We start from the raw sequence: 23,394 nt of genomic DNA, 5'->3' as shown, positions 1-23,394 counted from the left end.
TCGCCGACTTCGGCACCGCGCCCTCGATGCCCCCGGAAGCGACTCGCAGGGATGGGAGCCGCTTCCAGCCCGCCGGACAGGTGGTTCCGCGATGGATCAGTAGCCGTAGATCATCTTGTAGGCGACCTCCGGGAGGAACTGGCCCGCCGAAGATCCGCCTCCCACGCCGCAGTTGCCGTCGGACTCGCCCGGCACCTTGATCCACAAGAGCATCTCGGCGCCTCCGCCCAGCTGGGTGGGGGTGCCGATACGGCGGCCTGAAGGGTTGCACCACTGGCCGTTGGAGCCGTTGCCGTTGCGGCTGGTGTCCACCACGAACGGCTTGGTGTAGCCGTACCGGGCGCTGAGTTCCCTGTTGACGGCGTTGCCGTACGCGGTGTTCTCGGCCGTGGTCAGGTAGTTGGAGACGTTGAGCGAGAAACCGTGGGCCTGCCGGACACCCGCTTCGTGCAGACGCCGGGCCATGGTCGCCGCGCTCGCCCAGGCGGGGTTGCCGGCGTCGAGGTAGACCCAGGTGTTGGGGGCCTGACGGTTGAACTCGGCGAGCGCTCCGGTCAGCATGCTCTCGCGTTCGTCGATCTGCGCCTGGCTCATGCAGCCGTAGTCCCCGAGCGAGTCCGGTTCGAGGACGACGACGGCCGGGCGGGCGGCGATCCCGCCCGCGAACTGGGCGATCCAGCTTCGGTAGGCGGACGGCGAGGAGGCCCCGCCCGCGGAGTGTCCGCCGCAGTAGTCGCGGTTGTAGATGTTGTAGGCGACGAGGACGGGCAGCTTGTCCCGCGCGTCCGCGGCGCCCGTGTACGCGCCGGTGGCGGTGCCGATGGTGCCGCTCCAGGAGCCGAACCAGCGGGCCGTCGGGGTATTCGCGATCGAGGCGTTGATCGCGGACGCCCGGCCGTCACCGGGGTTGGCGGCGACCCACCGTTTCGCGCTGGAGTCGGGGTCCACGTAGAACCCGCTGGTCATGGTCGTCGGGTCCGCCGCGTGGGCGGCCGGGGCGGCGGCGAGCGCCAGCGGCAGTGCGGAGAGCGCTGCCACCAGGGCGAGGAGTCTGCGGTGCATGACGGGTACCTCGGCATTCTGACAGGGGGGAGCGCTCCTGCCGGAAGCGCTCCCCGGGGCAGGGTCGGTCAGCAGGTCGAGTTGGTCTGGGTCAGCAGGCCGAGCCGCCACGGGAGGAGGTCGTAGTTGCCACCCGCGCTGGGGTTCAGGCCCTGGTACAGGTACTGGAGCCGGCAGGCCGGAATGGTCAGTGTCTGGTCGTGGCCGGCCCGGATCATCTCGCCGTGACTGATGTCCCGGGTCCAGGAGCCCGAGGGGAAGGAGACGTTGTTGGCCCGTGCGAACGGGTTGCTCTCGGACGCGGCCAGTTGCGTCCAGGATCCGGCGAGGCTGTTCGACGTCCAGGAGCGGAAGTAGCGCCGGCCGTCCGATCCGATGGCCTCGACGAGCAGGAGGTACTGGTTACTGCCCTGCACCTTGTACACGTTGCTCGCCTCGAACATCGCGTACTTCGAGTCCCGTGCCGCGATGACGGTGTTGGTGAAGCCGTTCGGGAACTGGCCGACGGTCGTCTGCGAGCGGTACAGGTGCCCGTTGTCGTCGGAGGAGAACAGGTAGCAGTTGGCGCTGTCGCAGATCACCCACATGTCGACCCAGTGGCCGTCGCCGATGTTCTGCTTGATGATGTCCGGCATCGACGAGTAGAAGTGGCGCGGCGCGCTCCACCCGTTCGGGTTGCTGATGTCCGGGTTGGTGGAGTACGAGGCGTTGCCCGTCTGGTACACGAGGTACCACAGGCGCTGCGGCGCGTAGTAGAAGACCTGCGGCGCGGCCCGGTACCCCTTCCCGATGGCGCTGCGGTCCAGATAGTGGTGCGTGGCCGAGCCGGCCTGGGACCAGTCGCTGAAGTTCAGGTAGACCAGGTTGTAGCCGGAGGAGCCGGCGGTGCTCGCGAACACGTGGTACTTGCCGTTGTACCGGACGACCGTCGGGTCCTTGATCCCGGCGATGTTGTGGGTCGCGTCCGACTTCGGCGAGATCAGCGTGCCACTGGAGCTCCACGCGTAACGGCCGGGCAGAGCGGCGGCGTTGGTGGCGCCGTTGGAGCCGGCGGGCGTGCCGCTGCGGGTGGGAGTGGTGGTGGGCGTGCCGCCCATCGCCGTCAGTGTCGCGTTGTACGCCGGCTTCTTGTTGCCGCTGCGGTCGAACAGCAGCGGGTTCTCGCCGCTGCGCCAGGAGTCGCTGTCGCGGATGCCCCAGACGGTGATGCCGGTGCAGCGCGCCACGTTCATGCAGGCCCGGACCGTGTTCGCGTAGGCGGTCGGCGGCGCCTGCGCGATGTCCAGCTCGGTGATCTGGACGTCCACCCCGAGGGCGGCGAAGTTCGACAGCGTCGTCTGGAAGCTGCCGGGCGGGCCGCCGGCGCCGAAGTGGGCCTGGAGGCCGACGCAGTCGATGGGCACCCCCCGCGACTTGAAGTCGCGCACCATCCGGTAGACGCCCTGGGTCTTGGCGTCGCTCCAGTTCTCGATGTTGTAGTCGTTGTAGCAGAGCTTGGCCGCCGGGTCGGCCGACCGCGCCGTGCGGAACGCCTGCTCGACGAAGCCGGTGCCCAGCACGTCCCGGAAGACCGAGCCGCGCATCTGGCCGCTGCCGCCGTCCGCGAAGGCCTCGTTGACCACGTCCCAGGAGTGGATGCGTCCCTTGTAGCGGTTCATCACGGTGGTGATGTGGTTGTTCATCACGCCGCGCAGCGTGTTCGCGTCCCTGATGGAGTTGACCCAGCCGGGCAGTTGGGAGTGCCAGACCAGGGTGTGTCCGCGCAGGCGCTGACCGCGGGCCTGCGCGCGCTGGGCGATCTGGTCGGCGCGGCTGAAGGTGAACGAGCCCCGGGACGGCTCGGTGGCGTCCCACTTCATCTCGTTCTCGGCCGTGACCGAGTTGAACTCACGGTCCAGGATGCCGGTGTACGTGCCGTCGCCGAGCTTCCCGGCGGCCACGGCGGCTCCGAAGTACCGCCCGGACTGGGCCGCTTGGGCACCCAGGGTGCCGGCCCGGACGTCGTCGGGCGCGCCGGTCGCCGTCCCGGGAGTCACCAGGACGGTCGCGGCCAGCAGGCCGAGGACCGAGGCCCGGCGACAGCCGAGCCGTTTCAGCAGGTTCATGGGTCTCCTCGTGGGGTGGGTGGGGGGTTGGTGGTGCGATCCGTGGGCCGGTTCACGGCGCGGGCAGCTCGAATGACAGCCTTTGATGAAGCCATGACATATCCATGTGTGGCGTTCTCCCTGCATGGCTCGGCCGTGGCGTGGTGTGGCTTACCGGGAGGTGCCTTGCTGTGCGCGAGAGGAGCGCGCATCTGGTTCGAAATATCGAACGTGCATCGATGTGTCGAGCACTCTGGATGATAGGAGGACCGTGGGGCCCGTCAATCCTTCTCGCAGGATTCGCTACTCATGTCGAAACATTCGAAGCTAGATGGCTGGATAGTGGCAGGTCAGCTGCCTGCTCGATAGAGACGCTCATAGTGATGACATGTTCGAGCTCCCATCTGTCATATCTGGCGCTGCTAGTTTCCGAATGGCATGCGAAATTTCGAACCCCTGGAAGCGTCAGGTAAGTGCCTGGCGCCGGTCGCGAGTCGGCGTCCCGCCCACCACCTGGCCCCGCGCGGAACTCGTCGTGGACGGCCTGCACACGGCCGTCCACGGCTTTGTCACCGGTCTTGTGGCCGACGCCCTGGCCGCCCGGAACGGCCTCGGCCCGGGTGAACGCCACGCCGCCCGCCGCCCGGGCCGCCGTACCGACGCCGGGTCGCTTCCCCGGGAGGACGGCTACGGCCGCTGATCCGGACCGTCAGCGGATGAGCACACCGGCCACCGCGCCCACACCGGCGGCACAGGCCAGGACCGCGCAGGCGCCGGCCGCGTGACGCCGCAGCAGGGCCCTCCGGAGCTCGGCGTAGCGCCTCTCGTACTCCTCCCGCAGCTCTGCGGCTCGCCGCACCGTGCCGAGCATCAGCTGCCGGGTGACGTCGAGGCGCCGGCGGACGTAGTGGGCGGTGAGTTCCTCCGCCTGGGCCGTCGTCAGCCACGGCAGCCGCGCGCAGAGTTCCTCGGCCTCGCGCCGGGCCTGGTGACGGTGGGCGTGGGCGAGAAGGTAGCCCTCGGTCTCGTCGGCCAGGACGCTGCTCGGCTCGCCGTCCGGAGTCCCGCGCCTGCCGCGTCTCACCGCCGGTCGCCCTTGTGCCCCTCGGCGTCGAGCACGTCGCGCTGCCCGGTGTTCTCCGCCTCGTCGAGACTCGCCACGTCCGGGTGACGCAGGTCGAAGGCCGGGGACTCGGAGCGGATCTTGGGCAGGGTGAGGAAGTTGTGCCGGGGCGGCGGGCAGGACGTGGCCCATTCCAGGGAGCGGCCGTAGCCCCAGGGGTCGTCGACCTCGACCTTCTCGCCCTTGTGGGCGGTCCGCCACACGTTGTAGAGGAAGGGCAGGGTCGACAGGCCGAGCAGGAACGCGCCGATCGAGGAGACGGTGTTGAGGGCGGTGAAACCGTCGGCGGCCAGGTAGTCGGCGTAGCGGCGCGGCATGCCCTCGGCGCCGAGCCAGTGCTGCACCAGGAACGTGGTGTGGAAACCGACGAACAGCGTCCAGAAGTGGATCTTCTCCAGGCGCTCGTCGAGCATCGTGCCGGTCATCTTCGGCCACCAGAAGCTGAATCCGCCGAACATCGCGAACACGATGGTGCCGAACAGCACGTAGTGGAAGTGGGCGATCACGAAGTAGCTGTCGGTGACGTGCCAGTCGAGCGGCGGGGAGCCCAGGATGACGCCGGTCAGGCCGCCGAAGAGGAAGGTGACCAGGAAGCCGAGCGCCCAGAGCATGGGTGGTTCGAACGACAGCGAGCCCCGCCACATGGTGCCGATCCAGTTGAAGAACTTCACGCCCGTCGGCACGGCGATCAGATACGTCATGAAAGAGAAGAACGGCAGCAATACCGCGCCGGTCGCGAACATGTGGTGCGCCCACACCGTCACCGACAGCCCGGCGATGGAGATGGTGGCGCCGACCAGACCGGTGTAACCGAAGATCGGCTTACGGGCGAAGACGGGGATGATCTCGGTGATCACTCCGAAGAACGGCAGCGCCAGGATGTAGACCTCGGGGTGGCCGAAGAACCAGAACAGGTGCTGCCACAGGACCGCGCCCCCGTTCTCGGCGTTGAACACCTGGGCCCCGAAGCGCCGGTCCGCTTCCAGCACCAGCAGGGCGGCGGCCAGCACCGGGAAGGCCAGCAGCACCAGCACCGAGGTGAGCAGCACGTTCCAGGTGAAGATCGGCATCCGGAACATGGTCATGCCCGGGGCGCGCATACAGATGATGGTGGTGATGAAGTTGACCGAGCCGAGGATGGTGCCGAAGCCCGACAGCGCCAGACCCATGATCCACAGGTCGCCGCCGACCTGAGGGGTGCGCTCCCCGCCGCTGAGCGGGGTGTACGCGGTCCAGCCGAAGTCGGCGGAGCCCTGCGGGGTGAGGAAGCTGCCGAGCACGATCAGGCCGCCGAAGAGGAACAGCCAGTACGAGAGCATGTTCAGCCGCGGGAAGGCCACGTCGGGCGAGCCGATCTGCAGCGGCATGACGGCGTTGGCGAAGCCGGCGAAGGTGGGCGTCGCGAACAGCAGCAGCATGATCGTGCCGTGCATGGTGAACGCCTGGTTGTACTGCTCGCTGGAGACGATCTGCAGCCCCGGCCGGGCCAGCTCGGCCCGGATGAGCATCGCCAGCGCACCGGCGACCAGGAAGAACCCGAACGACGTGATCAGATACAGGTGCCCGATCTTCTTGTGATCGGTGGTCGTCAGCCAGGAGACGACCACCTTCCCCCGGCCGCGGCGCTCCAGCGCCGGTACGGGCGCAACCGGTTCAGTGTGTGTCGCCATCAGTTCCTCGCTCGGCAGCAAAGGTGCACGGACGGTCATCCGCCCGGGAGGAACCTATTCCGTCCGGTTCGTCACCCTTGTCTGTCGCCGAGTGTCCGTGGGCCGAATGGCGGAGTGATCCATTCGACCGGACGGTGGGCTCAACGCCGTTTGCGCACGATCGCGGCGCCCGCGGCGGAAACGGGAAGGCCGGTGAGTCCGGTGAGGATCCTCCTCGTCGTGCCGAGGGGAGGGGCCGAGTGCCCCCGGCCCGGCGGGCGACACCGCACCGGCGCCTTTTCGACGCAAGCGGTTTCTAGGTCTGTGTCACGTTTTGTTCCGGCGCGGGCGCGGCACTCGGTAACCCAGGGCGGGCCCCGAGAGGTGGACACCGCTGCGTGCGGCGCGCCTTCCGCGCACCGGAATCCGGCCCGGCCGCCGGGCGGAACAGAGGGTGTCGATGACGACGATCGGCGTGGAAGAGGAGTACCTGCTGCTCGACCCGGTCACGGGCCTGCCGGTACCTCAGGCGGACAAAGTGCGTGCCGCGGCGGGCGTGGGGCATCTCGTGACCGACCAGGAGGTGCAGTACGAGCTGCTCCAGGCGCAGGTCGAGGTGGCCACCCCGGTCTGCGACACGCTGGAGGAGGTCGGCGGCCATCTGCTGCGGCTGCGGCACGCCGTCGGTGTGGCCGCGGAGGAGCACGGCTGCCGGATCGGGGTCTGCGGGACACCACCGGTGCGGCACGGCCGCCCCATCGCCGTCACCGACCAGGCCCGCTACCGGGCGATGGTCACCCAGGCGCCGCAACTGGTGGCGGAGCAACTGGTCAACGGCACGCATGTGCACGTCGCCGTCCCCGACCGGGAGGCGGGCGTGCAGGTCCTGAACCGGATCCGCTTCCGGCTGCCGACGCTGACGGCCATGGCCGCGAACTCCCCGCTCTGGGACGGGCACGACACCGGCTTCGCCAGCTGGCGCACAGTGATCTTCAGCCGGTGGCCGGTCAGCGGCATGCCCCCGCACTTCGAGGACGCCGCGGACTACGACCGGCGGGTGGAACGGCTGCGGGAGTCCGGCCTGATCTCCGACACCGGTCAGCTCTACTGGCAGGCCCGGCTCTCGGCCACCTACCCCACCATCGAGGTGCGGTGCCCGGACGTCCAGCTACGGGCGGACGAGGCGGTCTTGCTCGCCGCGATCATCCGCGCCCTCGTGGAGACCTCACTGGCGGAAGCGGAGGCCGGCACGCCCCTGCCCGACTGCGCGCCCGAACTGCTGCAGGCCGCCATGTGGCACGCCGCCCGGCACGGGCTCGGCGACACCCTGATCGACCCCGAAGGCACACCGCACCGCGCGGGCGACGTGCTCTACGAGTTCCTGCGGCACGTCGCCCCCGCCCTCGACGCCTCCGGTGACACCCGCCAGGTCACCTCCCTGGTCCACCGGCTGCTGCAGGACGGCACCGGCGCGGACCGGCAGCGCGCCGCCCTCGCCCAGGGCGGTCTGCGCGCGGTCACCGAACTGATCAGCGCGCAGAGCACGATGCCGTGACGCCGCGGAACGGCTCCTCGGGCCGCCGCGGCGCGACGGCGGTGTCGGCGCGGGCGTGGACGACCGGTCGCGTGCCCGCGGTGTCGGCGCGCGCCTCGCGCGCACGGCGGACGGGCGCGCTGTGCCTCGCCCACCGACAGCAGCGGCTGCGCAGGCGGTGCACGCGCCGGACGACGCTGACCACCGCACCATGGCGGCCGGCTCGTCGAGGAGGACGACCACGGGTGCCGGCCGGTACGCCCGGACGAGGTCGCTGATCCTCATGAGAAGCGCGGCACGCCCGCCGGTGCCGGCCCCGTCGCGGGGGTGCGCGCTTCGTCTCCGCGGCGCCGTTTCGCGGGTAGCCGTCCAGCCCCGCCCTCAGCCGGGCGTCCAGTCCGGCGCGGCCAATGTGGCCATCGGTCCTGTCGCCGGCCTGGTGGACCGCGCGAAGGAAGCGGTGCGCAAGGGGATGGGCAAGGACCGATCGCCGGTCGTCGGCATCACGTTCCCGGGCGGGGGTCGGTGCGATCCCGGGCGCGCCGGTCGTCCGCGGGATCGTAGGCGGTGATGGCGTAGCGGGCCTCGTCGTCGACCGCGTTCTCCTCCCAGTCCAGGACGATCCGCACCGGATGCCCGTCGGCCGCGTACGTCGCCTCGGCCGTGTGCGCCTCGTCCCGTCGGGCCTGTTCGACTTCGGCGAGGAGTCCGCCGAGCGTGGGTACGGCTTCGGGTGTGCTCTCGACCGTGCGGCGTCCCGTGTCGTCGAGGCCCACCGCCTTGACCACGGTGCCGTCGCGGACCGAGATCCGGAACGTGCCGAGCAGGCTCCGCTCTCCTTCGCTCGACCGGAGCGTATAGGTGTAGGAGGCGGGCTCCTGCCAGGAGCCTCGATGGCGACCGGGTGCGCTCTGCGCCTCGGGGGACCCCGACGTCTCGGTGCCGCAGGCGGCGACTGCGCAGAGGAGCCCTCCGATCAAGACGGCATGGGAAACGGATCGGGCGGCACGGGCTACGGCAGTCATGGCGGCGGTCCCTTCGACGACGGCTACGGCTATGACGCCGGCCGCCCGGGGAACGTTCGGTGGGGTCCCGGGCCAGTCGCGGCACCGTCGTCCCGGCCGGCCAGGCCTCCTGCTCCGCTCGTGGGTGATGCACCCTGCGGCGCGAGCCGGCGGCCCGTCGCCGCTGGTCAGACGGGCAGGACGAACGGAGGGTGTGCACCGTTGAGGAAGTAGTCGCCGACGTCCCGGAGCCGGTGGCCGACGGGCTCGTACAGGGTGTGGGTCCGGGCGTTGCGCCAGAACCGGTCGAAGCCCAGCCGCGCCGAGGCGGAGCGGGCGCCGATGATGTCGAGGGCGCGGGCGGTGGACTCCTGGACCGCCCTGGACGCGGCGGCCTCGGCCATGGCCACGAGGACGGAGATCTCCGCGTACTCCTCGTAGGTGAGGTCCTCGCCGTGGGCCAGTCCGCCCTGGACGGCCCGGCGTGCCTCGTCGGACAGAGCCGACGCCGAGCGGGTGAGCACGGTGAGCTCCCCGTACGCCGTCAGCACCTGCGGATCCTGCGGGGAGCCCACCGGCCAGTCCGGGTGCCGGTGCGACGGGCCGGTCCTGCTGTACTCACGGGCCTCGGCGAGCACGCCCTCCGCCATGCCGAGCCGGAGCTGTACCGACAGCAGACGGCCGACCGGTGACATCAGGGCCGTCAGGGGCGACAGGACGTCCTCGTCCGCCGAGAGGGACCCCAGTACGTCGTCGGCCGTGACCGGCACGGCGTCGAACTCCGCGCTGCCGCCCGCCGCCAGCCGCTGGCCGAAGGGGTCTGCGTCACCGTCCACGACCACGCCCGCGAGGGCGGGATCGACCACGAGCGCGAGGGGTTCGCCCGTGTCGGCCCGCACCGCCCGTACGGCGAGACGGTCGGCGACCAGGACGCCTGCGGCATAGCTCTGCCGGCCGTTGAGGACGTACCCCCGCGTGTCCTTGACGAGCGTCAGCGCCGGTTCCTGGCGGGCCAGGCCACCGCCCCAGCACCACTGCTCCGCCGCGGACCGCCGCTCCAGCCGGGCGGCAAGGGCCGCTCCGGCGAGGAACCGGGCGCTCCAGGACGTGAAGTAGTGACAGCCGAGCAGCTGGCCGATGGCGCCGTCGGCCGCCGCGATCTCCCGGACCACGGCGTACGCCTCGGCCCAGTCGGCGCCGCCGCCCCCGGTTTCCGTGGGGACGAGGAGCGTCAGCAGCCCCGACTCGCGCAGCCGCGACACCTCGTCGAAGGGAGGCTTGCCCGCCTGGTCCCTGGCCACCGCGTCCGTGGCGAGATCCTCCGCCGTCTCGCGGGCCACGCGCAGCCAGTACGCACGGTCGGGTCCGGCCGTTGGGGCCTGGTCGAACTCCGCGGCGGGGCCGGACGGCGCCGGGGCAACGCCCATCGCAGGGTTCTCCTCAAGTCCGTTTGCACAGTGGCACGTTGAGCCTCACCGGCGGGAAAGATGTGTGGGCCATGCGCATCATCCTGCGCGGGAGCGCAAGGCGCCGTCAATACTTTCCTAGTATTTCGATAGGGAAGATAGGGAACGGTGGTGGGCGGCCAGCCGGGCCCGCAATCGCTGCACGGGCGTCGGCGGCAGCGCACGGGCGGCGCCCCGGGCGTAGTGCCGCTCCACGTAGAACTGCCCCGCGCTCAGCACGGTCGTGACGGCGATGTACCAGAGCGTGGCCACCAGCAGCAGCGGAATGACCTGGTACGTCTGGTTGTAGATCAGCTGCACCGAGTACAGCAGGTCGTGCACGGCCAGCACGCTGACGATGCTCGTACCCTTCAGGGTGCCGATCAGCATGTTGCCCGAGGTCGGCACGATGGAGCGCATCGCCTGCGGAACGACGATTCTGCGCAGGGTGCGCGCCCTGCCGATGCCGAGGGCCTGTGCGGCCTCCGCCTGCCCGGCGTCCACGGAGAGGATGCCCCCGCGCACCACCTCGGCCGCGTAGGCGGCTTCATGCAGGGTCAGGCCGATGACGGCCGTCAGGGCCGGGCCCAGCAGGTTCACCGTCTTGACGGTGACGAACTGCGGACCGAACGGGATCCCGAGGCCGAGCGTCGGGTAGAGGGCGCCGATGTTGAACCAGAGCAGCAGCTGGACCAGCAGCGGAGTGGACCGGAAGACCCACACATAGCCCCAGCTCAAGGTGGACAGCACGGGGTTGGCGGACAGCCGCATCACCGCCAGCGGAACGCCGAGCGCGAAGCCGAGCACCATCACCACACCGGTCAGCCACAGGGTGAGCAGCAGGCCGTCGAGCACGGCGGCGGTGGTGAAGTACCCGCCGACCACGCCCCATTGGAAGGCCGGGTTGCGCACCACGGAGGTGACGACCATGGCGAAGAGCAGCAGCGCGACGGCGGCGGCCAGCAGACGTCCGACGTGCCGGCGCGGCACGATCCGCGGCAGATCGTCGTCGGACCCCGGGCCGGATGCTTCGGGACGTGCCGGGCAAGGGGCGGGGGCGGAGTCGGTGAGGTCGGACGGCGAGACCATCAGAAGGTTCTCCAGGGGAGGGAGGCGCGGCACGGATACGGGGCCGGAGCCCGGCTTCGGCGTCATCACGCTCGCCGCGTCCCTCAACGCGGTGCCCCGATCGTATGGGGGCGGCACACACGGGTGTCAACCACACGCCAGGCCCGCGCGCCGGTCGGACCCAACTCCCGTCCGCCATACGGGCCCTGGTTGACGAAAGACGAGTCGTCCTGCTCAAGTAGTCGCATGAACGCCGAGCAGCGCCTGGTCACCCGTGGCCACATCGACTTCGGTCGGGTGTGGTCCGCGGCGTGTTGCGCCTGACGCGGCAGCGGGCCGTCTGACCGGCCCTTCCCTCCCTCGGTGCCCCCGTCGCGGGCCGAGTCCCCCTTCTGACACGCGCTGCCGCCGTTCCACCCCGCCCTGGGCCCAGACCCCGGCGTCATCGTCATCACCCCTGTTCATCACGCCCTGAGGCGCGCCGTCGTACCCGAGCGCGCCGAGGGCTGCCCCGCCGTGCCCCGGTGCTCCTCGGCGCGGCGCAGGACGACTTGAGAAAGGGCCGAACCCATGCCCGTGGAGTTCCTCGGCATCGCCGCCACCCACAACGGATCGGAAACCACGCCGCGCTCCGGCGCCGCCTTCGACAAGGACTACACGCTCAGGCTCGCCCGGGCTCACGAGGAGCACGGCTGGGACCGCGTGCTGTTCGCCTACGGCTCCGGATCACCCGATCCGGCACCGGCCGCCGCCTACATCGCGAGCAGGCTGGACCGGCTCCAGATCCTCCTCGCCCACCGGCCCAACGTGTCGTACCCGACCTTCGCCGCGAAGACCTTCGCCACCCTCGACCAGATCAGCGAGGGCCGCCTGACCGTGCACTTCATCACCGGAGGCAACGACCGGGAACAGGGCCGGGAGGGCGACACCCTCACCAAGGACGAGCGCTACGCACGCACCCGCGAGTACATCCGGATCGTCAAGAAGATCTGGACCACGCACGAACCCTTCGACCACGAGGGCGAGCACTACCGCTTCCACGACTTCGTCAGCGACGTCTTCCCCGTCCAGCAGCCGCGCCCGAACGTGTCGTTCGGCGGCTCCTCGCCCGCCGCGTACGCCGCCGGCGGCGCCGAGGCCGACATCTACTGCCTGTGGGGGGAGCCGCTGGAGAAGACCGCCGAGCAGATCGAGAACGTGAGGGCCGCCGCGAAGGCCGCGGGACGCACCGAAGTTCCCCGTATCCAGGTGGCGTTCCGCCCGATCATCGCCCCGACGGAGGAACTGGCCTGGGAGAGGGCCCACCGCACGGTCGGCGCGATCAAGGCCCGACGGGAGCGCGGCGAGGCGATCACCAAGCGCCACAACGGCCAGACCCAGCCGCAGAACACCGGCTCCCAGCGGCTGATCGCCATCGCCGAGGCGGGGGAGCGCTATGACCGCGCCCTGTGGACGCCGACCGCCGCCGCGACCGGCGGCGCGGGAAACTCCAACGCCCTCGTCGGCACCCCGGAGACGGTCGCCCAAGCCCTCCTGGACTACTACGACCTCGGCGTGGACATCCTGTCGGCCCGCGGCTACGACCTGCTGGGCGACGCCATCGACTTCGGCAGGCACGTCATCCCGATCGTCCGCGAGGAGGTCGCCAAGCGTGACGCCGAGCGCGCCTCCCGCGACCCCCAGCCCCTCGCGACGGTGAACGGATGACCTCCGCACCGGAGCTGACGGTCATTCAGGTAGCTGTCTCCGATCCCCGGGTCGAGCCGCTCCTGCGCGAACTCGGCGACGAGTACTCCCGGCGCTACGGCAGGGACGCGCACGCCGAGATCGCCCGCTACCCCGACGAGGAGTTCACCCCACCCCACGGCGGTCTCCTCCTGCTGCTGCTGGAACGCGGCGAGGCCGTCGCGGGCGGCGCCTTCCGCCGGTACGACGCGGCCACGGCCGAGCTGAAACGGATCTGGACCCACTCGGCCCACCGCCGTCGCGGCCTGGCCCGGCGCGTCGTCGCCGAGCTGGAGCGCGAGGCGGCGGGCCGGGGCTATCGGCGCGCGTACCTCACCACGGGCCCACGCCAGCCCGAGGCCCGCGGCCTCTACCTGGCCGCCGGCTACACCCCGCTGTTCGACACCGAGGCCGACCCGGAGAGCATCGGCCCGCTGCCGTTCGAGAAACACCTCGGAGAGGCTCCCCAGCAGTGAAGAGAACCCGTCTGCGCAGCGCCGCCGCCCTCGTGCTGCTGCCCGCCCTGGCGCTGACCGCCTGCGGCGCCACCCCGGGCGCCACCCCCGCGGGCGCCCAGGCTTCCCCCGCACCGGCCGACAACCCGGTCGCCGCTGTACGCAAGGTGGACTCCGTCGCCGCCCTGCTGCCCGCCGACGTCCGCAAGGCGGGCACCTTGCGCATCGGCAGCTCCGTCGGGTTCCCGCCCGGGGCCTACTACCCGAACGGCCCCGACAAGGCCCCCGCGGGCCAGGACATCGACATCGCCGACGCCGTGGCCAAGGTCCTGGGCGTGACACTCGACCGGCGGGACGCCTCCTTCGAGACGATCCTGCCCGCCCTCGGCAGCGGCAAGTACGACGTCGGCACCGGCAACTTCGGCGTCACCACCGAGCGCCTGAAGACCGTCGACTTCGTCACCTACATCAACGACGGCCAGGGCTTCGCCGTGAAGAAGGGCAACACCACACTCAAGAAGAGGGTCACCGACCTCAGGCAAGTGTGCGGGCTGACCCTCGGTACCGGCGCCGGCACCACCTTCGAGACGACCCTCACCGCGCAGAAGGACGTCTGCGCGAAAGCCGGCAAGAAGCCGTACGAGGTGAAGGTCTACTCGGAGAACGCCGCGACCCTCACCGCGCTCCAGCAGGGCCGCATCGACGCGATCATGTCGACCATCAACGGCCTGCGCTACCAGGCCGCCCAGCCCGCCGCGCAGACCACCTTCCTCGGCGAGTACCACCGCCTCGACGTCGGCTTCGCCTTCGCCAAGAACTCCCCGCTCACCAGGGCCTTCCAGGCCGCCGTCGACGAACTGATCAAGGACGGCACGTACGCCCGGATCCTCAAGAAATGGGGCACCTCCGCCTCCGCGATCGACGCGTCGCGGATCAACCCGCCCGAGCACAGGTGACCCCATGAGCAGCGACACCATCACAGAACCGGCCCCGAGGCTGGTCGAAGACCCGGCCGAACTGAAGGTCGTCCCCACCCGCCACTACGCCCGTTGGGCCGCAGGCGCCGCCGTGATCGTGCTGATCGCCCAGTTCGTCCACGGCCTGGCCACGAACCCCGTCTGGGAGTGGAACGTCTTCCGCGACTACGTCCTCTCGGAGACGATCGTCCAGGCGGTGTGGGTGACCCTCCAGCTCACCGCCTACGCCACCGTTCTCGGCTTCCTCCTCGGCACCGTGATCGCCTTCATGCGGCTGTCGCGCAGCCCGCTGCTCTCGACCGTCGCCTGGGCCTACATCTGGATCTTCCGGTCGATCCCGATGATCGTCCAGCTGGTGTTCTGGTTCAACCTCAGCGCCCTGTACAAGGAGCTGGGCCTCGGCATCCCCTTCGGCCCGGTGTTCTTCTCCGTCGACAGCAACACCCTGATCGGCACCATCGGCGCCGCGGTCATCGGGCTGACCCTGCACCAGGCGGCCTACGCCGCCGAGATCGTCCGCGGCGGCGTCCTCGCCGTCGACGACGGACAGCTCGAAGCCGCCGCCGCGCTGGGCATCCCCCGGCTGCGGCAGATCCGCCGGATCGTCCTGCCGCAGGCCATGCGCGCCATCCTGCCCACCGCGGGCAACGAGATCATCGGCCTGCTCAAAGGCACCTCCGTGGTCTACGTGATGTCCATCGGCGAGCTCTTCTACCAGGTGCAGGTGATCTACGGCCGCAACGGCCGCGTGATCCCGCTGCTCCTGGTCGCCACCGCCTGGTACGTCGTCCTGACCTCTCTGCTGTCGGTCGCCCAGTACTACGTCGAGCGCCGCTACGCCCGGGGCGCCGACCGCACCCCGCCGCCCACCCCGTTCCAGCGCGCCCGGCGCTTCGTGACGAAGGAGAGTTCATGAGTGCCGTCATGGTCGATGTCCACGGCGTCCACAAGAGCTTCGGTCCCCAGGAGGTGCTGCGCGGCGTCGACCTGGAGGTCAGCGCCGGCGAAGTCACCGTGATCCTCGGCCCGTCCGGCTCCGGCAAGTCCACGCTGCTGCGCACCATCAACCACCTGGAGAAGGTCAACCGCGGCTGGATCAGCATCGACGGTGAGCTCATCGGCTACCGCCGCTCGGGCAACAAGCTGCACGAGCTGAAGGAGAAGGACGTTCTGAAGCAGCGGACCAACATCGGATTCGTCTTCCAGAACTTCAACCTCTTCCCGCACCTGACCGTGCTGGAGAACCTCGTCGAGGCCCCCGTCTCGGCGCTCGGCCGCCCGCGCAAGGAGGCGGAGGACACCGCCCGCCGGCTGCTGGAGCGGGTCGGGCTCGCCGACAAGACCGGTGCCTACCCCCGGCAGTTGTCCGGCGGTCAGCAACAGCGCGTCGCCATCGCCCGCGCGCTCGCCCTCGAACCCAAGGTGCTGCTCTTCGACGAACCCACCTCGGCGCTCGATCCCGAACTGGTCGGTGAGGTCCTCGACGTCATCAAGGACCTGGCCCGCACCGGCACCACCATGATCGTCGTCACCCACGAGATCGGCTTCGCCCGTGAGGCCGCCGACACCGTGGTGTTCATGGACGCCGGGGTCGTCGTGGAGCAGGGCCCGCCCTCGGCCGTTCTCGACGCCCCGCAGCACGAGCGCACCCGCGCCTTCCTCTCCAAGGTCCTCTGATCACCCGCCCGTTACGCACGCAAGGAGCACCACCGTGGCCACCCTCGCCGCCCGCCGCACCACCGCAGCAACGCTCGGACTCGCCACCGCCCTCGTCCTCGCCGGCTGCGCCAACCCCACCGACGGCGGCACGACCGAGGTCGCGGCCCAGCACGGCAGCAAGACGAAGATCAACATCAGCCCCGACCAGAAGCGCGTCACGACCCGAAAGGTCGACTCCATAGCGGCGGAAGTCCCGGAGAAGATCCGCAAAAGAGGCACACTGGAACTCGTCTCCTCGTCCGGCTCCGCCGCGCCGCTGACCTTCTACGCCACCGACAACAAGACCGTCATCGGCGTCGAGACCGACCTCGCGCACCTGGTCGCGAACGTGCTCGGCCTCAAGCCCGAGATCAACACCGTGTCGTGGGAGAACATCTTCGTCGGCCTCGACAGCGCCAAGTACGACGCGGGCCTCAGCAACATCACCGTCACCGAGGAACGCAAGGAGAAGTACGACTTCGCCACCTACCGCGAGGACAACCTGGGGTTCGCGGCGAAGAAGGGCAGCGGCCTGAAGGTCACCGGGCCGAAGGACGTGGCGGGCAGGACCGTCGCCGTGAGCAGCGGCACCAACCAGGAGAAGCTGCTGGTCGAGTGGTCGGGACAGAACAAGAAGGCCGGCCGCAAGCCGGTGGACATCAAGTACTACCAGAACGAGAGCGACACCTACCTCGCTCTCCAGTCCGGCCGGATCGACCTCTACCTCGGCCCCAACCCGACCGCCGCCCACCACGCGGCCACCAGCGGGAGGACGGAGGTCGTCGGCACGTACTCGGGGGCCGGCGCGGGTCTCCAAGGCCTCATCGCGGCAACCACCAAGAAGGACAGCGGACTGGCCAAGCCGCTCGCCGACGCGATCAACCACATCATCGACAACGGCACCTACGCGAAGGTGCTGAAGCGCTGGGGCCTGTCCGACGAGGCCGTGACCAGGTCGGAGATCAACCCGCCCGGCCTGCCGAAGGACGGCAGCTGACCGTGCCGCCCGCCACGAGCCCGACTGCCGCATCCTGGCCCACCGACCGCTGAGGAGCACCCGACCATGTCCGGTATCCCTCTCGGGGTCCTCGACCTCGTCCCGATCCCGTCCGGCGCCACGGCCGCCGAGGCGCTGCGGAACACCATCGACCTCGCCCGGCAGACCGAGCGGTTCGGCTACAGCCGCTACTGGTTCGCAGAGCACCACCTCAACCCGGGCGTCGCCGGGACCTCTCCCGCCGTGGTGCTCGCCCTGACCGCCTCCGCGACCTCCACGATCAGGATCGGCTCGGGCGCCGTACAACTCGGCCACCGCACCGCCCTGTCCACCGTCGAGGAGTTCGGCCTGATCGACGCCCTGCACCCCGGGCGCCTCGACCTGGGCCTCGGCCGCTCCGGCGGACGTCCCCCCGGGCAGAGCGCACAACCCCGGCCGACCACGACGCCCGTCGTCGACGGCCGCACCCCGAACGGCCTGAAGATTCCGCCCCGCTTCTCACCCGACCACCTGCGCGGTTCACCACGGCTCCGGCTCCAGCAGCAGCTGTTGCAGCAGCCGGGCGCCCGCCACCAGGACTACGGCGAGCAGATCGGCGACATCCTCGCCCTGCTGCGCGGCGACTACCGCTCGGCGGACGGACTCGAAGCCCACGCCGTCCCCGGAGAGGGGGCCGACGTCCAGGTCTGGATCCTCGGCAGCAGCGGCGGCGAGAGCGCCGAGGTCGCCGGCCGCAACGGCCTGCGCTTCACCGCCAACTACCACGTCAGCCCGGCCACCGTCCTGGAGGCGGCAGAGGGCTACCGGGCCGCGTTCCAGCCGTCCGACCACCTCGACAAGCCCTACCTCAGCGTCTCCGCCGACGTCGTCGTCGCCGAGGACGACGAGACGGCCCGCGAACTGGCCACCGGATACGGGCCATGGGTCCGCAGCATCCGCACCGCCGAGGGCGCGATCCCCTTCCCCACCCCCGAGCAGGCCCGCGCCCACCCCTGGACCGAGCAGGACCGGGCCCTGGTCGCCGACCGCGTCGGCACCCAGTTCGTCGGCTCGCCCGGCCGCGTCGCGGACCAGCTCGAACACCTGCAGGAGGCCACCGGCGCGGACGAGCTGATCATCACGACGATCACGCACGGCCACGCCGACCGGGTGCGCTCGTACCGGCTCCTCGCGCAGGAGTGGCGACGCCGGTGACCCGCAGCCGGCGCCGCACGGGATGCGGTCACGACCTGACCGCATCCCGTGCGACGGTGAGCGGGACGCGGTCACGACCTGACCGCATCGCCTGCGACGGTGAGCGCGCACGCCGCCCGGACACCCTTTGACCACGGGTCGGCACACGACGCAAACGCCGAGGTGCACCGATGACCGTTCTCGACGCCCGGGCGCTCAACCGCGCCACCCTCGCCCGGCAGTTGCTCCTCGACCGCGCCGACCTCCCGGTCCTCGACGCCGTCGCACGCCTGTGCGGCCTCCAGGCGCAGCAACCGCAGGAGCCGTGCCCCGGGCTCTGGTCGCGGCCTCGACAACGCGATCCTCGGTCGGCTACCACGACCGCAGCCGCATCATCTGACGACGCGCACCGCCACCTGTCCGTCGCCGCGACCGGGTACGGATCGCGGCGTCTCCCGCGTGAACCACGCCCGCGCACCCTCGCGACGAGCCGCCGGGCATTGATCGGCGAGCATCAGCGGCAGTCAAGCGCACACTGGAAGAGTGCTGCCGGTGCTCACGAGGGGGTGTCGGCCCATGAAAGCGTCAGAGCGGGTGACCGTGCGGTGGTGGCGGTGGCGACGCAACGCGCTCAAACGGCGCGTCGACGTCGTCGAAGCCTGGGTCGTGCTGGGCGGCTGGGTGCTCGCCCTGCTGGGCGGGCTGGTCGCCGGGGTGATGGCGGCGAGCGCGGTCGAGCGGGCCGCCGAACGGCAGCGGGCCGAGAGCCGGCAGGTGACGGCGGTGGTCGTCGAGGACGCGCCCGGTCCGTCTCCGGCACGTACGGCGAGCGACCACCGGGTGTGGGGCAAGGTGCGGTGGACCGCGCCCGACGGCTCCACGCACCGGGAAGAGGCCCGGGTGGCGCCCAGGGCCCCCGCCGGGAGCACCATCTCCGTGTGGGTGAACCGGAGCGGCGACATCACGAGCCGGCCGGTGTCCAGCGGCGAGGTGTGGCTGCACACCGCGATGGGCGGCGCGCTCGCAGGGCTCTTCGCGGGCGGAACGGTCCTGGCAGCCGCCTGGCTGACCCGCCTGGCCCTCGACCGGCGGCGCCTCGCCCAGTGGGACGCCGAGTGGGAGCGGATCGACACGCGCAGGGGCTGGAAGACGGGCTGATCACGGCGGCACCGGCTGTCCCGCTGGGCTTCTCGCGTGCCCGGCGGCACGCGGTGGGCGTCCTCACCGGCAGTCCCGGCGGCTCGCTCAGGTGCGGCCGACCGTGTCCTGGTCGCCGAGTGCCTCGTGCGCGCCCGGGGGAACCGGCGCCCCGCGCCGGCGGGACCGTCCGGTCAGGCGCGTGGCCAGCGGTTCCGTCCAGCGGGCGGTCAGCGGGCCCAGCAGGACCAGGATGAGGACGTACGCCGTGGCCAGCGGCCCGAGGGAGGGCTCGATGCCGGACGTGACGGCGAGCCCGGCGATGACGATGGAGAACTCGCCGCGGGCGACGAGCGTGCCGCCGGCGCGCCAGCGGCCCCTGGACCCGATGCCCGCGCGGCGCGCGGCCCAGTAGCCTGTGGCGATCTTCGTGGCGGTGGTGACGGCGGCCAGGGCCAGGGCGGGCAGCAGCACGGGCGGAATGCTGGCCGGGTCGGTGTGCAGGCCGAAGAAGACGAAGAACACCGCGGCGAACAGGTCCCGCAGCGGCGCGAGCAGACTCGTCGCGCCCTCGGCGACCTCACCCGACAGCGCGATGCCCACCAGGAAGGCGCCCACCGCCGCCGACACCTGCAACTGCTGGGCCACCCCGGCCACCACGAGCGTCACACCGAGGACGACCAGCAGCAGCTTCTCCGGGTCGTCGCTGGAGACGAAGCGCGATACGAGGCGGCCGAAACGCACCGCGAGGACCAGCACCAGGGCCAGCACGCCCACGGCGATGGCCAGGGTGACGCCGCCCGCGACCAGGCCCACCCCGGCCAGCAGGGCCGTGACGATGGGCAGGTACACCGCCATCGAGAGGTCCTCCAGGACGAGGATGCTCAGAATGGCCGGGGTCTCACGGTTGCCCAGCCGCCCCAGGTCTCCCAGGACCTTGGCGATGACGCCCGAGGAGGAGACCCAGGTGACGCCGGCCAGGACGACGGCGGCGACCGGGCCCCAGCCGAGCAGCAGGGCCAGGACCGCGCCCGGCAGGGCGTTCAGGACGGCGTCGAGGAGACCGGCGGGGTAGTGGGTCCTGAGGTGGGAGACGAGGTCGGTGGCCGTGTACTCCAGGCCGAGCATGAGCAGCAGCAGGATGACACCGATCTCGGCGCCGACGGCGACGAAGTCCTCGCTGGCGCCCAGCGGCAGCAGCCCGCCCTTCCCGAAGGCGAGCCCGGCCAGCAGATAGAGGGGGATCGGCGAGAAGCGGAAGCGCCCGGCGAACCGGCCGAGCAGCCCCAGCCCGAGGATGAGACAGCCGAACTCGATCAGGAAGACCGTGGAGGATTGCATGGCGGGTCACTCCCGCCCGAGTATCGCGGCGGCCGCCTCCACGCCCTCGCGGGTCCCGATGATGATGAGGATGTCGCCACCGGCCAGCCGGAAGTCCGGAGTGGGGGAGGGGATCGCCTCCGCCCGGCGCAGCGCCGCCACCACGGACGCGCCGGTCTCGGCGCGGATCCGGGACTCGCCCAGCAGCCGCCCGTTCCAGCGCGAGGAGACGGGCAGCTCGATCCGTTCGGCGACGAGCCCCAGGTCGGTGGTGGACAGCAGGTTCGGCGTGTGGTGCTCGGGCATCAGGGCGTCGATGAGCGCGGCCGCCTCCTCCGACGACAGCCGCACCGAGAGGTCGCACGCGTCCGGGTCGTCCTCGCGGTAGGCGCTGACCGTCCGGTGCCCGTCGCGGTGCGCGACCACCGAGAGGCGCCGGCCGTGGTCCCGTGTCGTCAGGTCGTAGCGGACCCCTATGCCGGGCAACGGGGTGCTGCTGAGGCGTGGCGCGCTCATCTCCGTCCCCCTTCGGTCGGTGCCTGCGCGTTCCTGCCTGTGGGGGGCCGCGCCCGGACGAGCGCCCAGATCCGGCCTGTGTGGCTCATAGTAGGCGGCGGGGCGCGACCGTACCCCCCTCGCGTGGGCTATCGGGACGGCTGCGGGAACGGGGATGCGGGCGGGACGGGTGTGGCCGTGGGCAGCCGGGCGGTCGCGCCCTCCACCTGCCGCACTGTGCTCTCGCCGGGCCGGTGGCCGGTCTCCGCGCCAGTGGACAGCTGGGACCAGGCCCCGAGGGCCAGGGCGACGGCCGCCGCGGTCGCGACGACCCGTCCCACGCGCCGGACCTTGGCGGGGCGGTCCAGGTCCTGCCACGCCACGCGCACCCACAATTCCTCCGGCTGCCACAGGTCGCCGACGGCGTGCGGGGGCTGGAGCCGCCGCCCCGCCGCCCGCTCCGCGGCGGAGGGTTCCCGGGGAGCGGAGACGCGTATGGCGGACTCGCTGTCCGTGAGGAATTTCAGCCACACGTCGTCGGGGGCCGGGGGAATGCCGGGCGGCTCGTGGGGAGTTCCCCGCCCGTCATGCTCATCGGTGGTCACGTCCCGTCATCCCCTCTCCGACCGTCGGCCCGGTCACCGGCCAGCGCAAGATCAGTATGCCGCCCGGGCCCCGGAGCCGCCGCCCCGGCCGGTCCCGCACAGCGCGTCCGAGACCGAGTTGGAACGTGCCGTACGGCGGGAGCGCCCGGCCGCGCTCCCGCCCACGGTCAGACCGCGGCCGGCAGGACGTGGTCGCCGGTCTTGTCGGTGCTCAGGCACAGCGAGCAGACGACCGCGTCGTGCGTCCGGCATGCCGCGACGTCCGGCCGCTCGAACTGCTGTCGGCACACGTGGCACTCGAAGGTGACGGCGCTGGGGTTGCCGTCCTCGTCCAGGAGGGGCTCGGCGATGCCGTCGTCGGTGCGGCGCAGGTAGTACCGGCCCTTGGTGACCACGGCCATCAGCGGCGTGAGGACGAAGGCGATGACGGCCGCGGCGACGGGGGAGTACGGCTGGAGCGTGTCGCCGAGGGCGTGGAAGTACATCGCGATGGACAGCCCCGAGGCGGCGACGAAGGAGACGACCCCGACCGGGTTGACGGCGTAGAGCATGCCCCGGCGGAACTCGGGTGCGTGTGGGGACAGCTTCAGCACGTACTTGTTGATGCCGATGTCGGTGGCCACGGTGACGACCCAGGCGATCGCGCAGTTCGAGTAGAAGCCCAGGATGCTGTTGAGGAAGCTGAACATGTCGGCCTCCATCAGGGCGAGCGCGAAGCCCAGGTTGACCAGGACGAAGACCATCCGGCCCGGGTAGCGCCCGGTGACCCGGGTGAAGGAGTTGGTCCAGGCGAGGGAGCCGGAGTACGCGTTCGTCACGTTGATCTTGATCTGGCTGATCACGACCAGGGCCACGGCCAGCGGGAGGACGATCCAGGACGGCATCATCGCGTCGAAGGCGTGCTTGAACTGCTGGATCGGCTCGGGCGCGGCGGCGGGACCGACCTCGGCGATGATGTACACCGCGAGGAACACGCCGATGGCCTGCTTCAGCGCGCCCAGCACCACCCAGCCCGGACCGGCCATCACCACGGCCGTCCACCAACCGCGCTTGTTCGCCTCGGTCTTGGGCGGCATGAAGCGCAGGTAGTCGATCTGCTCGCCGATCTGCGCGATCAGCGACAGGCACACGCCCGCGCCGAGCAGCACGGAGGCGGTGTTGACGCCGCCGTCCCCGTCGGTGCCGGCGTAGGCGAGGAAGCGGTCGACGGTGCCCGGGTCGGTGGCGACCAGGTAGACCAGCGGGCCGACCATCAGCAGCAGCCAGATCGGGGTGGTCCACACCTGGAGCTTGCTCAGCGCTGTCATGCCGTAGATCACCAGGGGGATCACCATCAGGGTGGAGACCAAGTAGCCCAGCCAGAGCGGCAGTCCGAGGCCCAGCTTCAGGCCCTGGGCCATGATCGACCCTTCGAGGGCGAAGAAGATGAAGGTGAAGCTGGCGAAGATGACGCTGGTGAGGACCGAGCCGAAGTAGCCGAAGCCGGAGCCGCGGGTGATCAGGTCCAGGTCGATGTTGTAGCGGGCCCCGTAGTAGGCGAGCGGAAAGCCCGTCACGAAGATGACGACGGCGGCGACGGCGATCGCGAGCAGCGCGTTGCCGGTGCCGTGGGCCAGGCCGATGCCGGCCCCGATGGAGAAGTCGGCCATGTAGGCGATGCCGCCGAGCGCGGTCGTCGCCACCACCATCGGGGTCCAGCGCCGGTAACTGCGTGGCGCGAAGCGGAGGGTGTAGTCCTCCAGGGTCTCCTTGACGGCCTGATCCGTACCCCGCGCTGCCTCCTGCGCGGGTTCCGGCTCGGCGACTTCTGCCAGTCGTGGCTCGGCACTCATGCCACGCCTCC

Annotated in this window: 21 protein-coding genes and 1 pseudogene; 11 read left to right on the top strand and 11 right to left on the bottom strand. The window is 70.9% G+C overall.

Annotation, left to right across the window (positions count from 1 at the left end; all coding sequences use genetic code 11):
• Positions 1 to 96 precede the first annotated feature (96 nt).
• Together HNR57_RS35780 and HNR57_RS35775 are read right to left on the bottom strand one after the other, a co-directional pair.
• A complete protein-coding gene (locus HNR57_RS35780) occupies positions 97 to 1,062 on the bottom strand; it encodes a glycoside hydrolase family 6 protein (RefSeq protein ID WP_184566969.1) in 966 nt (321 codons plus the stop codon).
• 68 nt (positions 1,063 to 1,130) lie between these two features.
• On the bottom strand, positions 1,131 to 3,167 hold the full coding sequence (locus tag HNR57_RS35775; protein WP_184566967.1) for a glycoside hydrolase: 2,037 nt from the start codon (positions 3,165 to 3,167) through the stop codon (positions 1,131 to 1,133).
• 514 nt (positions 3,168 to 3,681) lie between these two features.
• Here HNR57_RS35775 and HNR57_RS35770 point away from each other — a divergent pair.
• Positions 3,682 to 3,846 (top strand): hypothetical protein, encoded by a 165-nt coding sequence (locus HNR57_RS35770; RefSeq protein WP_184566965.1) that lies wholly within the window; start codon positions 3,682 to 3,684, stop codon positions 3,844 to 3,846.
• 9 nt (positions 3,847 to 3,855) lie between these two features.
• On the opposite strand, the gene HNR57_RS35765 is transcribed toward HNR57_RS35770, so the two are convergent.
• A complete protein-coding gene (locus HNR57_RS35765) occupies positions 3,856 to 4,230 on the bottom strand; it encodes a hypothetical protein (protein ID WP_313675718.1) in 375 nt (124 codons plus the stop codon).
• Positions 4,227 to 5,939: an aa3-type cytochrome oxidase subunit I gene (gene ctaD, locus HNR57_RS35760; protein WP_184566963.1), complete on the bottom strand. Its 1,713-nt coding sequence runs from the start codon at positions 5,937 to 5,939 to the stop codon at positions 4,227 to 4,229. Before ctaD ends, HNR57_RS35765 begins: the two co-directional genes overlap by 4 nt.
• A gap of 439 nt (positions 5,940 to 6,378) precedes the next feature.
• On the opposite strand from ctaD, the gene HNR57_RS35755 reads away from it, so the two are divergent.
• The gene (locus HNR57_RS35755; protein WP_184566961.1) at positions 6,379 to 7,473 is read left to right on the top strand and encodes a carboxylate-amine ligase; all 1,095 of its coding nucleotides are present in this window, start codon (positions 6,379 to 6,381) and stop codon (positions 7,471 to 7,473) included.
• Positions 7,474 to 7,955: 482 nt separating this feature from the next.
• Here the strand turns inward: HNR57_RS35755 and HNR57_RS35750 are convergent, their stop codons facing one another.
• From HNR57_RS35750 to HNR57_RS35740, 3 genes are all read right to left on the bottom strand, one after another.
• Positions 7,956 to 8,432, bottom strand: coding sequence for a DUF6174 domain-containing protein (locus tag HNR57_RS35750; RefSeq protein WP_246555326.1), 477 nt, complete (start codon positions 8,430 to 8,432; stop codon positions 7,956 to 7,958).
• A 212-nt stretch (positions 8,433 to 8,644) separates the two neighbouring features.
• Complete coding sequence (locus tag HNR57_RS35745; protein ID WP_184566957.1) at positions 8,645 to 9,883, bottom strand: acyl-CoA dehydrogenase family protein; 1,239 nt, start codon at positions 9,881 to 9,883, stop codon at positions 8,645 to 8,647.
• A 117-nt stretch (positions 9,884 to 10,000) separates the two neighbouring features.
• Entirely contained in the window at positions 10,001 to 10,990 is a 990-nt protein-coding gene (locus tag HNR57_RS35740; RefSeq protein ID WP_184566955.1) for an amino acid ABC transporter permease, read from the bottom strand.
• A gap of 549 nt (positions 10,991 to 11,539) precedes the next feature.
• Between HNR57_RS35740 and HNR57_RS35735 the strand changes: the two genes are divergently transcribed.
• The 9 genes and pseudogenes from HNR57_RS35735 (at position 11,540) to HNR57_RS35700 (ending at position 19,152) form a co-directional block, all read left to right on the top strand.
• Complete coding sequence (locus tag HNR57_RS35735) at positions 11,540 to 12,676, top strand: LLM class flavin-dependent oxidoreductase (protein ID WP_184566953.1); 1,137 nt, start codon at positions 11,540 to 11,542, stop codon at positions 12,674 to 12,676.
• Complete coding sequence (locus HNR57_RS35730) at positions 12,673 to 13,170, top strand: GNAT family N-acetyltransferase (RefSeq protein WP_184566951.1); 498 nt, start codon at positions 12,673 to 12,675, stop codon at positions 13,168 to 13,170. Before HNR57_RS35735 ends, HNR57_RS35730 begins: the two co-directional genes overlap by 4 nt.
• On the top strand, positions 13,167 to 14,105 hold the full coding sequence (locus HNR57_RS35725) for an ABC transporter substrate-binding protein (protein WP_184566949.1): 939 nt from the start codon (positions 13,167 to 13,169) through the stop codon (positions 14,103 to 14,105). Before HNR57_RS35730 ends, HNR57_RS35725 begins: the two co-directional genes overlap by 4 nt.
• A gap of 4 nt (positions 14,106 to 14,109) precedes the next feature.
• Positions 14,110 to 15,042: an amino acid ABC transporter permease gene (locus HNR57_RS35720; RefSeq protein ID WP_184566948.1), complete on the top strand. Its 933-nt coding sequence runs from the start codon at positions 14,110 to 14,112 to the stop codon at positions 15,040 to 15,042.
• The gene (locus HNR57_RS35715) at positions 15,039 to 15,803 is read left to right on the top strand and encodes an amino acid ABC transporter ATP-binding protein (RefSeq protein ID WP_281403943.1); all 765 of its coding nucleotides are present in this window, start codon (positions 15,039 to 15,041) and stop codon (positions 15,801 to 15,803) included. Before HNR57_RS35720 ends, HNR57_RS35715 begins: the two co-directional genes overlap by 4 nt.
• A 34-nt stretch (positions 15,804 to 15,837) precedes the next feature.
• A complete protein-coding gene (locus tag HNR57_RS35710; protein ID WP_184566946.1) occupies positions 15,838 to 16,821 on the top strand; it encodes an ABC transporter substrate-binding protein in 984 nt (327 codons plus the stop codon).
• Positions 16,822 to 16,887: 66 nt separating this feature from the next.
• Positions 16,888 to 18,015: an LLM class flavin-dependent oxidoreductase gene (locus HNR57_RS35705; RefSeq protein WP_184566944.1), complete on the top strand. Its 1,128-nt coding sequence runs from the start codon at positions 16,888 to 16,890 to the stop codon at positions 18,013 to 18,015.
• Positions 18,016 to 18,185: 170 nt separating this feature from the next.
• Positions 18,186 to 18,359 (top strand): annotated as a pseudogene (locus tag HNR57_RS40095) (winged helix DNA-binding domain-containing protein); the annotation flags it as partial.
• A 211-nt stretch (positions 18,360 to 18,570) separates the two neighbouring features.
• Complete coding sequence (locus HNR57_RS35700) at positions 18,571 to 19,152, top strand: Rv1733c family protein (protein ID WP_184566942.1); 582 nt, start codon at positions 18,571 to 18,573, stop codon at positions 19,150 to 19,152.
• Positions 19,153 to 19,239: 87 nt separating this feature from the next.
• On the opposite strand, the gene HNR57_RS35695 is transcribed toward HNR57_RS35700, so the two are convergent.
• The 4 genes from HNR57_RS35695 to HNR57_RS35680 form a co-directional block, all read right to left on the bottom strand.
• Complete coding sequence (locus tag HNR57_RS35695) at positions 19,240 to 20,472, bottom strand: cation:proton antiporter (protein WP_184566940.1); 1,233 nt, start codon at positions 20,470 to 20,472, stop codon at positions 19,240 to 19,242.
• A gap of 6 nt (positions 20,473 to 20,478) precedes the next feature.
• Entirely contained in the window at positions 20,479 to 20,967 is a 489-nt protein-coding gene (locus tag HNR57_RS35690; RefSeq protein WP_184566938.1) for a cation:proton antiporter regulatory subunit, read from the bottom strand.
• A gap of 128 nt (positions 20,968 to 21,095) precedes the next feature.
• Positions 21,096 to 21,551 (bottom strand): hypothetical protein, encoded by a 456-nt coding sequence (locus HNR57_RS35685; protein ID WP_184566936.1) that lies wholly within the window; start codon positions 21,549 to 21,551, stop codon positions 21,096 to 21,098.
• Positions 21,552 to 21,718: 167 nt separating this feature from the next.
• Entirely contained in the window at positions 21,719 to 23,383 is a 1,665-nt protein-coding gene (locus HNR57_RS35680; protein ID WP_184566934.1) for a purine-cytosine permease family protein, read from the bottom strand.
• Positions 23,384 to 23,394: the final 11 nt, after the last annotated feature.

The organism is Streptomyces paradoxus (assembly GCF_014202475.1).
Classification (GTDB): domain Bacteria; phylum Actinomycetota; class Actinomycetes; order Streptomycetales; family Streptomycetaceae; genus Streptomyces; species Streptomyces paradoxus.
The sequence above is the reverse complement of the archived record's forward strand: the minus strand, read 5'-3'. Positions and strand labels throughout refer to the sequence as shown.

Coding starts and splice junctions, on each gene's coding strand:
- HNR57_RS35715 (WP_281403943.1), top strand. CDS start 15,039: ATGAGTGCCGTCATGGTCGATGTCCACGGCGTCCACAAGAGCTTCGGT.
- HNR57_RS35735 (WP_184566953.1), top strand. CDS start 11,540: ATGCCCGTGGAGTTCCTCGGCATCGCCGCCACCCACAACGGATCGGAA.
- HNR57_RS35775 (WP_184566967.1), bottom strand. CDS start 3,167: ATGAACCTGCTGAAACGGCTCGGCTGTCGCCGGGCCTCGGTCCTCGGC.
- HNR57_RS35700 (WP_184566942.1), top strand. CDS start 18,571: ATGAAAGCGTCAGAGCGGGTGACCGTGCGGTGGTGGCGGTGGCGACGC.
- HNR57_RS35740 (WP_184566955.1), bottom strand. CDS start 10,990: ATGGTCTCGCCGTCCGACCTCACCGACTCCGCCCCCGCCCCTTGCCCG.
- HNR57_RS35780 (WP_184566969.1), bottom strand. CDS start 1,062: ATGCACCGCAGACTCCTCGCCCTGGTGGCAGCGCTCTCCGCACTGCCG.
- HNR57_RS35690 (WP_184566938.1), bottom strand. CDS start 20,967: ATGAGCGCGCCACGCCTCAGCAGCACCCCGTTGCCCGGCATAGGGGTC.
- HNR57_RS35720 (WP_184566948.1), top strand. CDS start 14,110: ATGAGCAGCGACACCATCACAGAACCGGCCCCGAGGCTGGTCGAAGAC.
- HNR57_RS35745 (WP_184566957.1), bottom strand. CDS start 9,883: ATGGGCGTTGCCCCGGCGCCGTCCGGCCCCGCCGCGGAGTTCGACCAG.
- HNR57_RS35730 (WP_184566951.1), top strand. CDS start 12,673: ATGACCTCCGCACCGGAGCTGACGGTCATTCAGGTAGCTGTCTCCGAT.
- HNR57_RS35705 (WP_184566944.1), top strand. CDS start 16,888: ATGTCCGGTATCCCTCTCGGGGTCCTCGACCTCGTCCCGATCCCGTCC.
- HNR57_RS35695 (WP_184566940.1), bottom strand. CDS start 20,472: ATGCAATCCTCCACGGTCTTCCTGATCGAGTTCGGCTGTCTCATCCTC.
- HNR57_RS35680 (WP_184566934.1), bottom strand. CDS start 23,383: ATGAGTGCCGAGCCACGACTGGCAGAAGTCGCCGAGCCGGAACCCGCG.
- HNR57_RS35755 (WP_184566961.1), top strand. CDS start 6,379: ATGACGACGATCGGCGTGGAAGAGGAGTACCTGCTGCTCGACCCGGTC.
- ctaD (WP_184566963.1), bottom strand. CDS start 5,939: ATGGCGACACACACTGAACCGGTTGCGCCCGTACCGGCGCTGGAGCGC.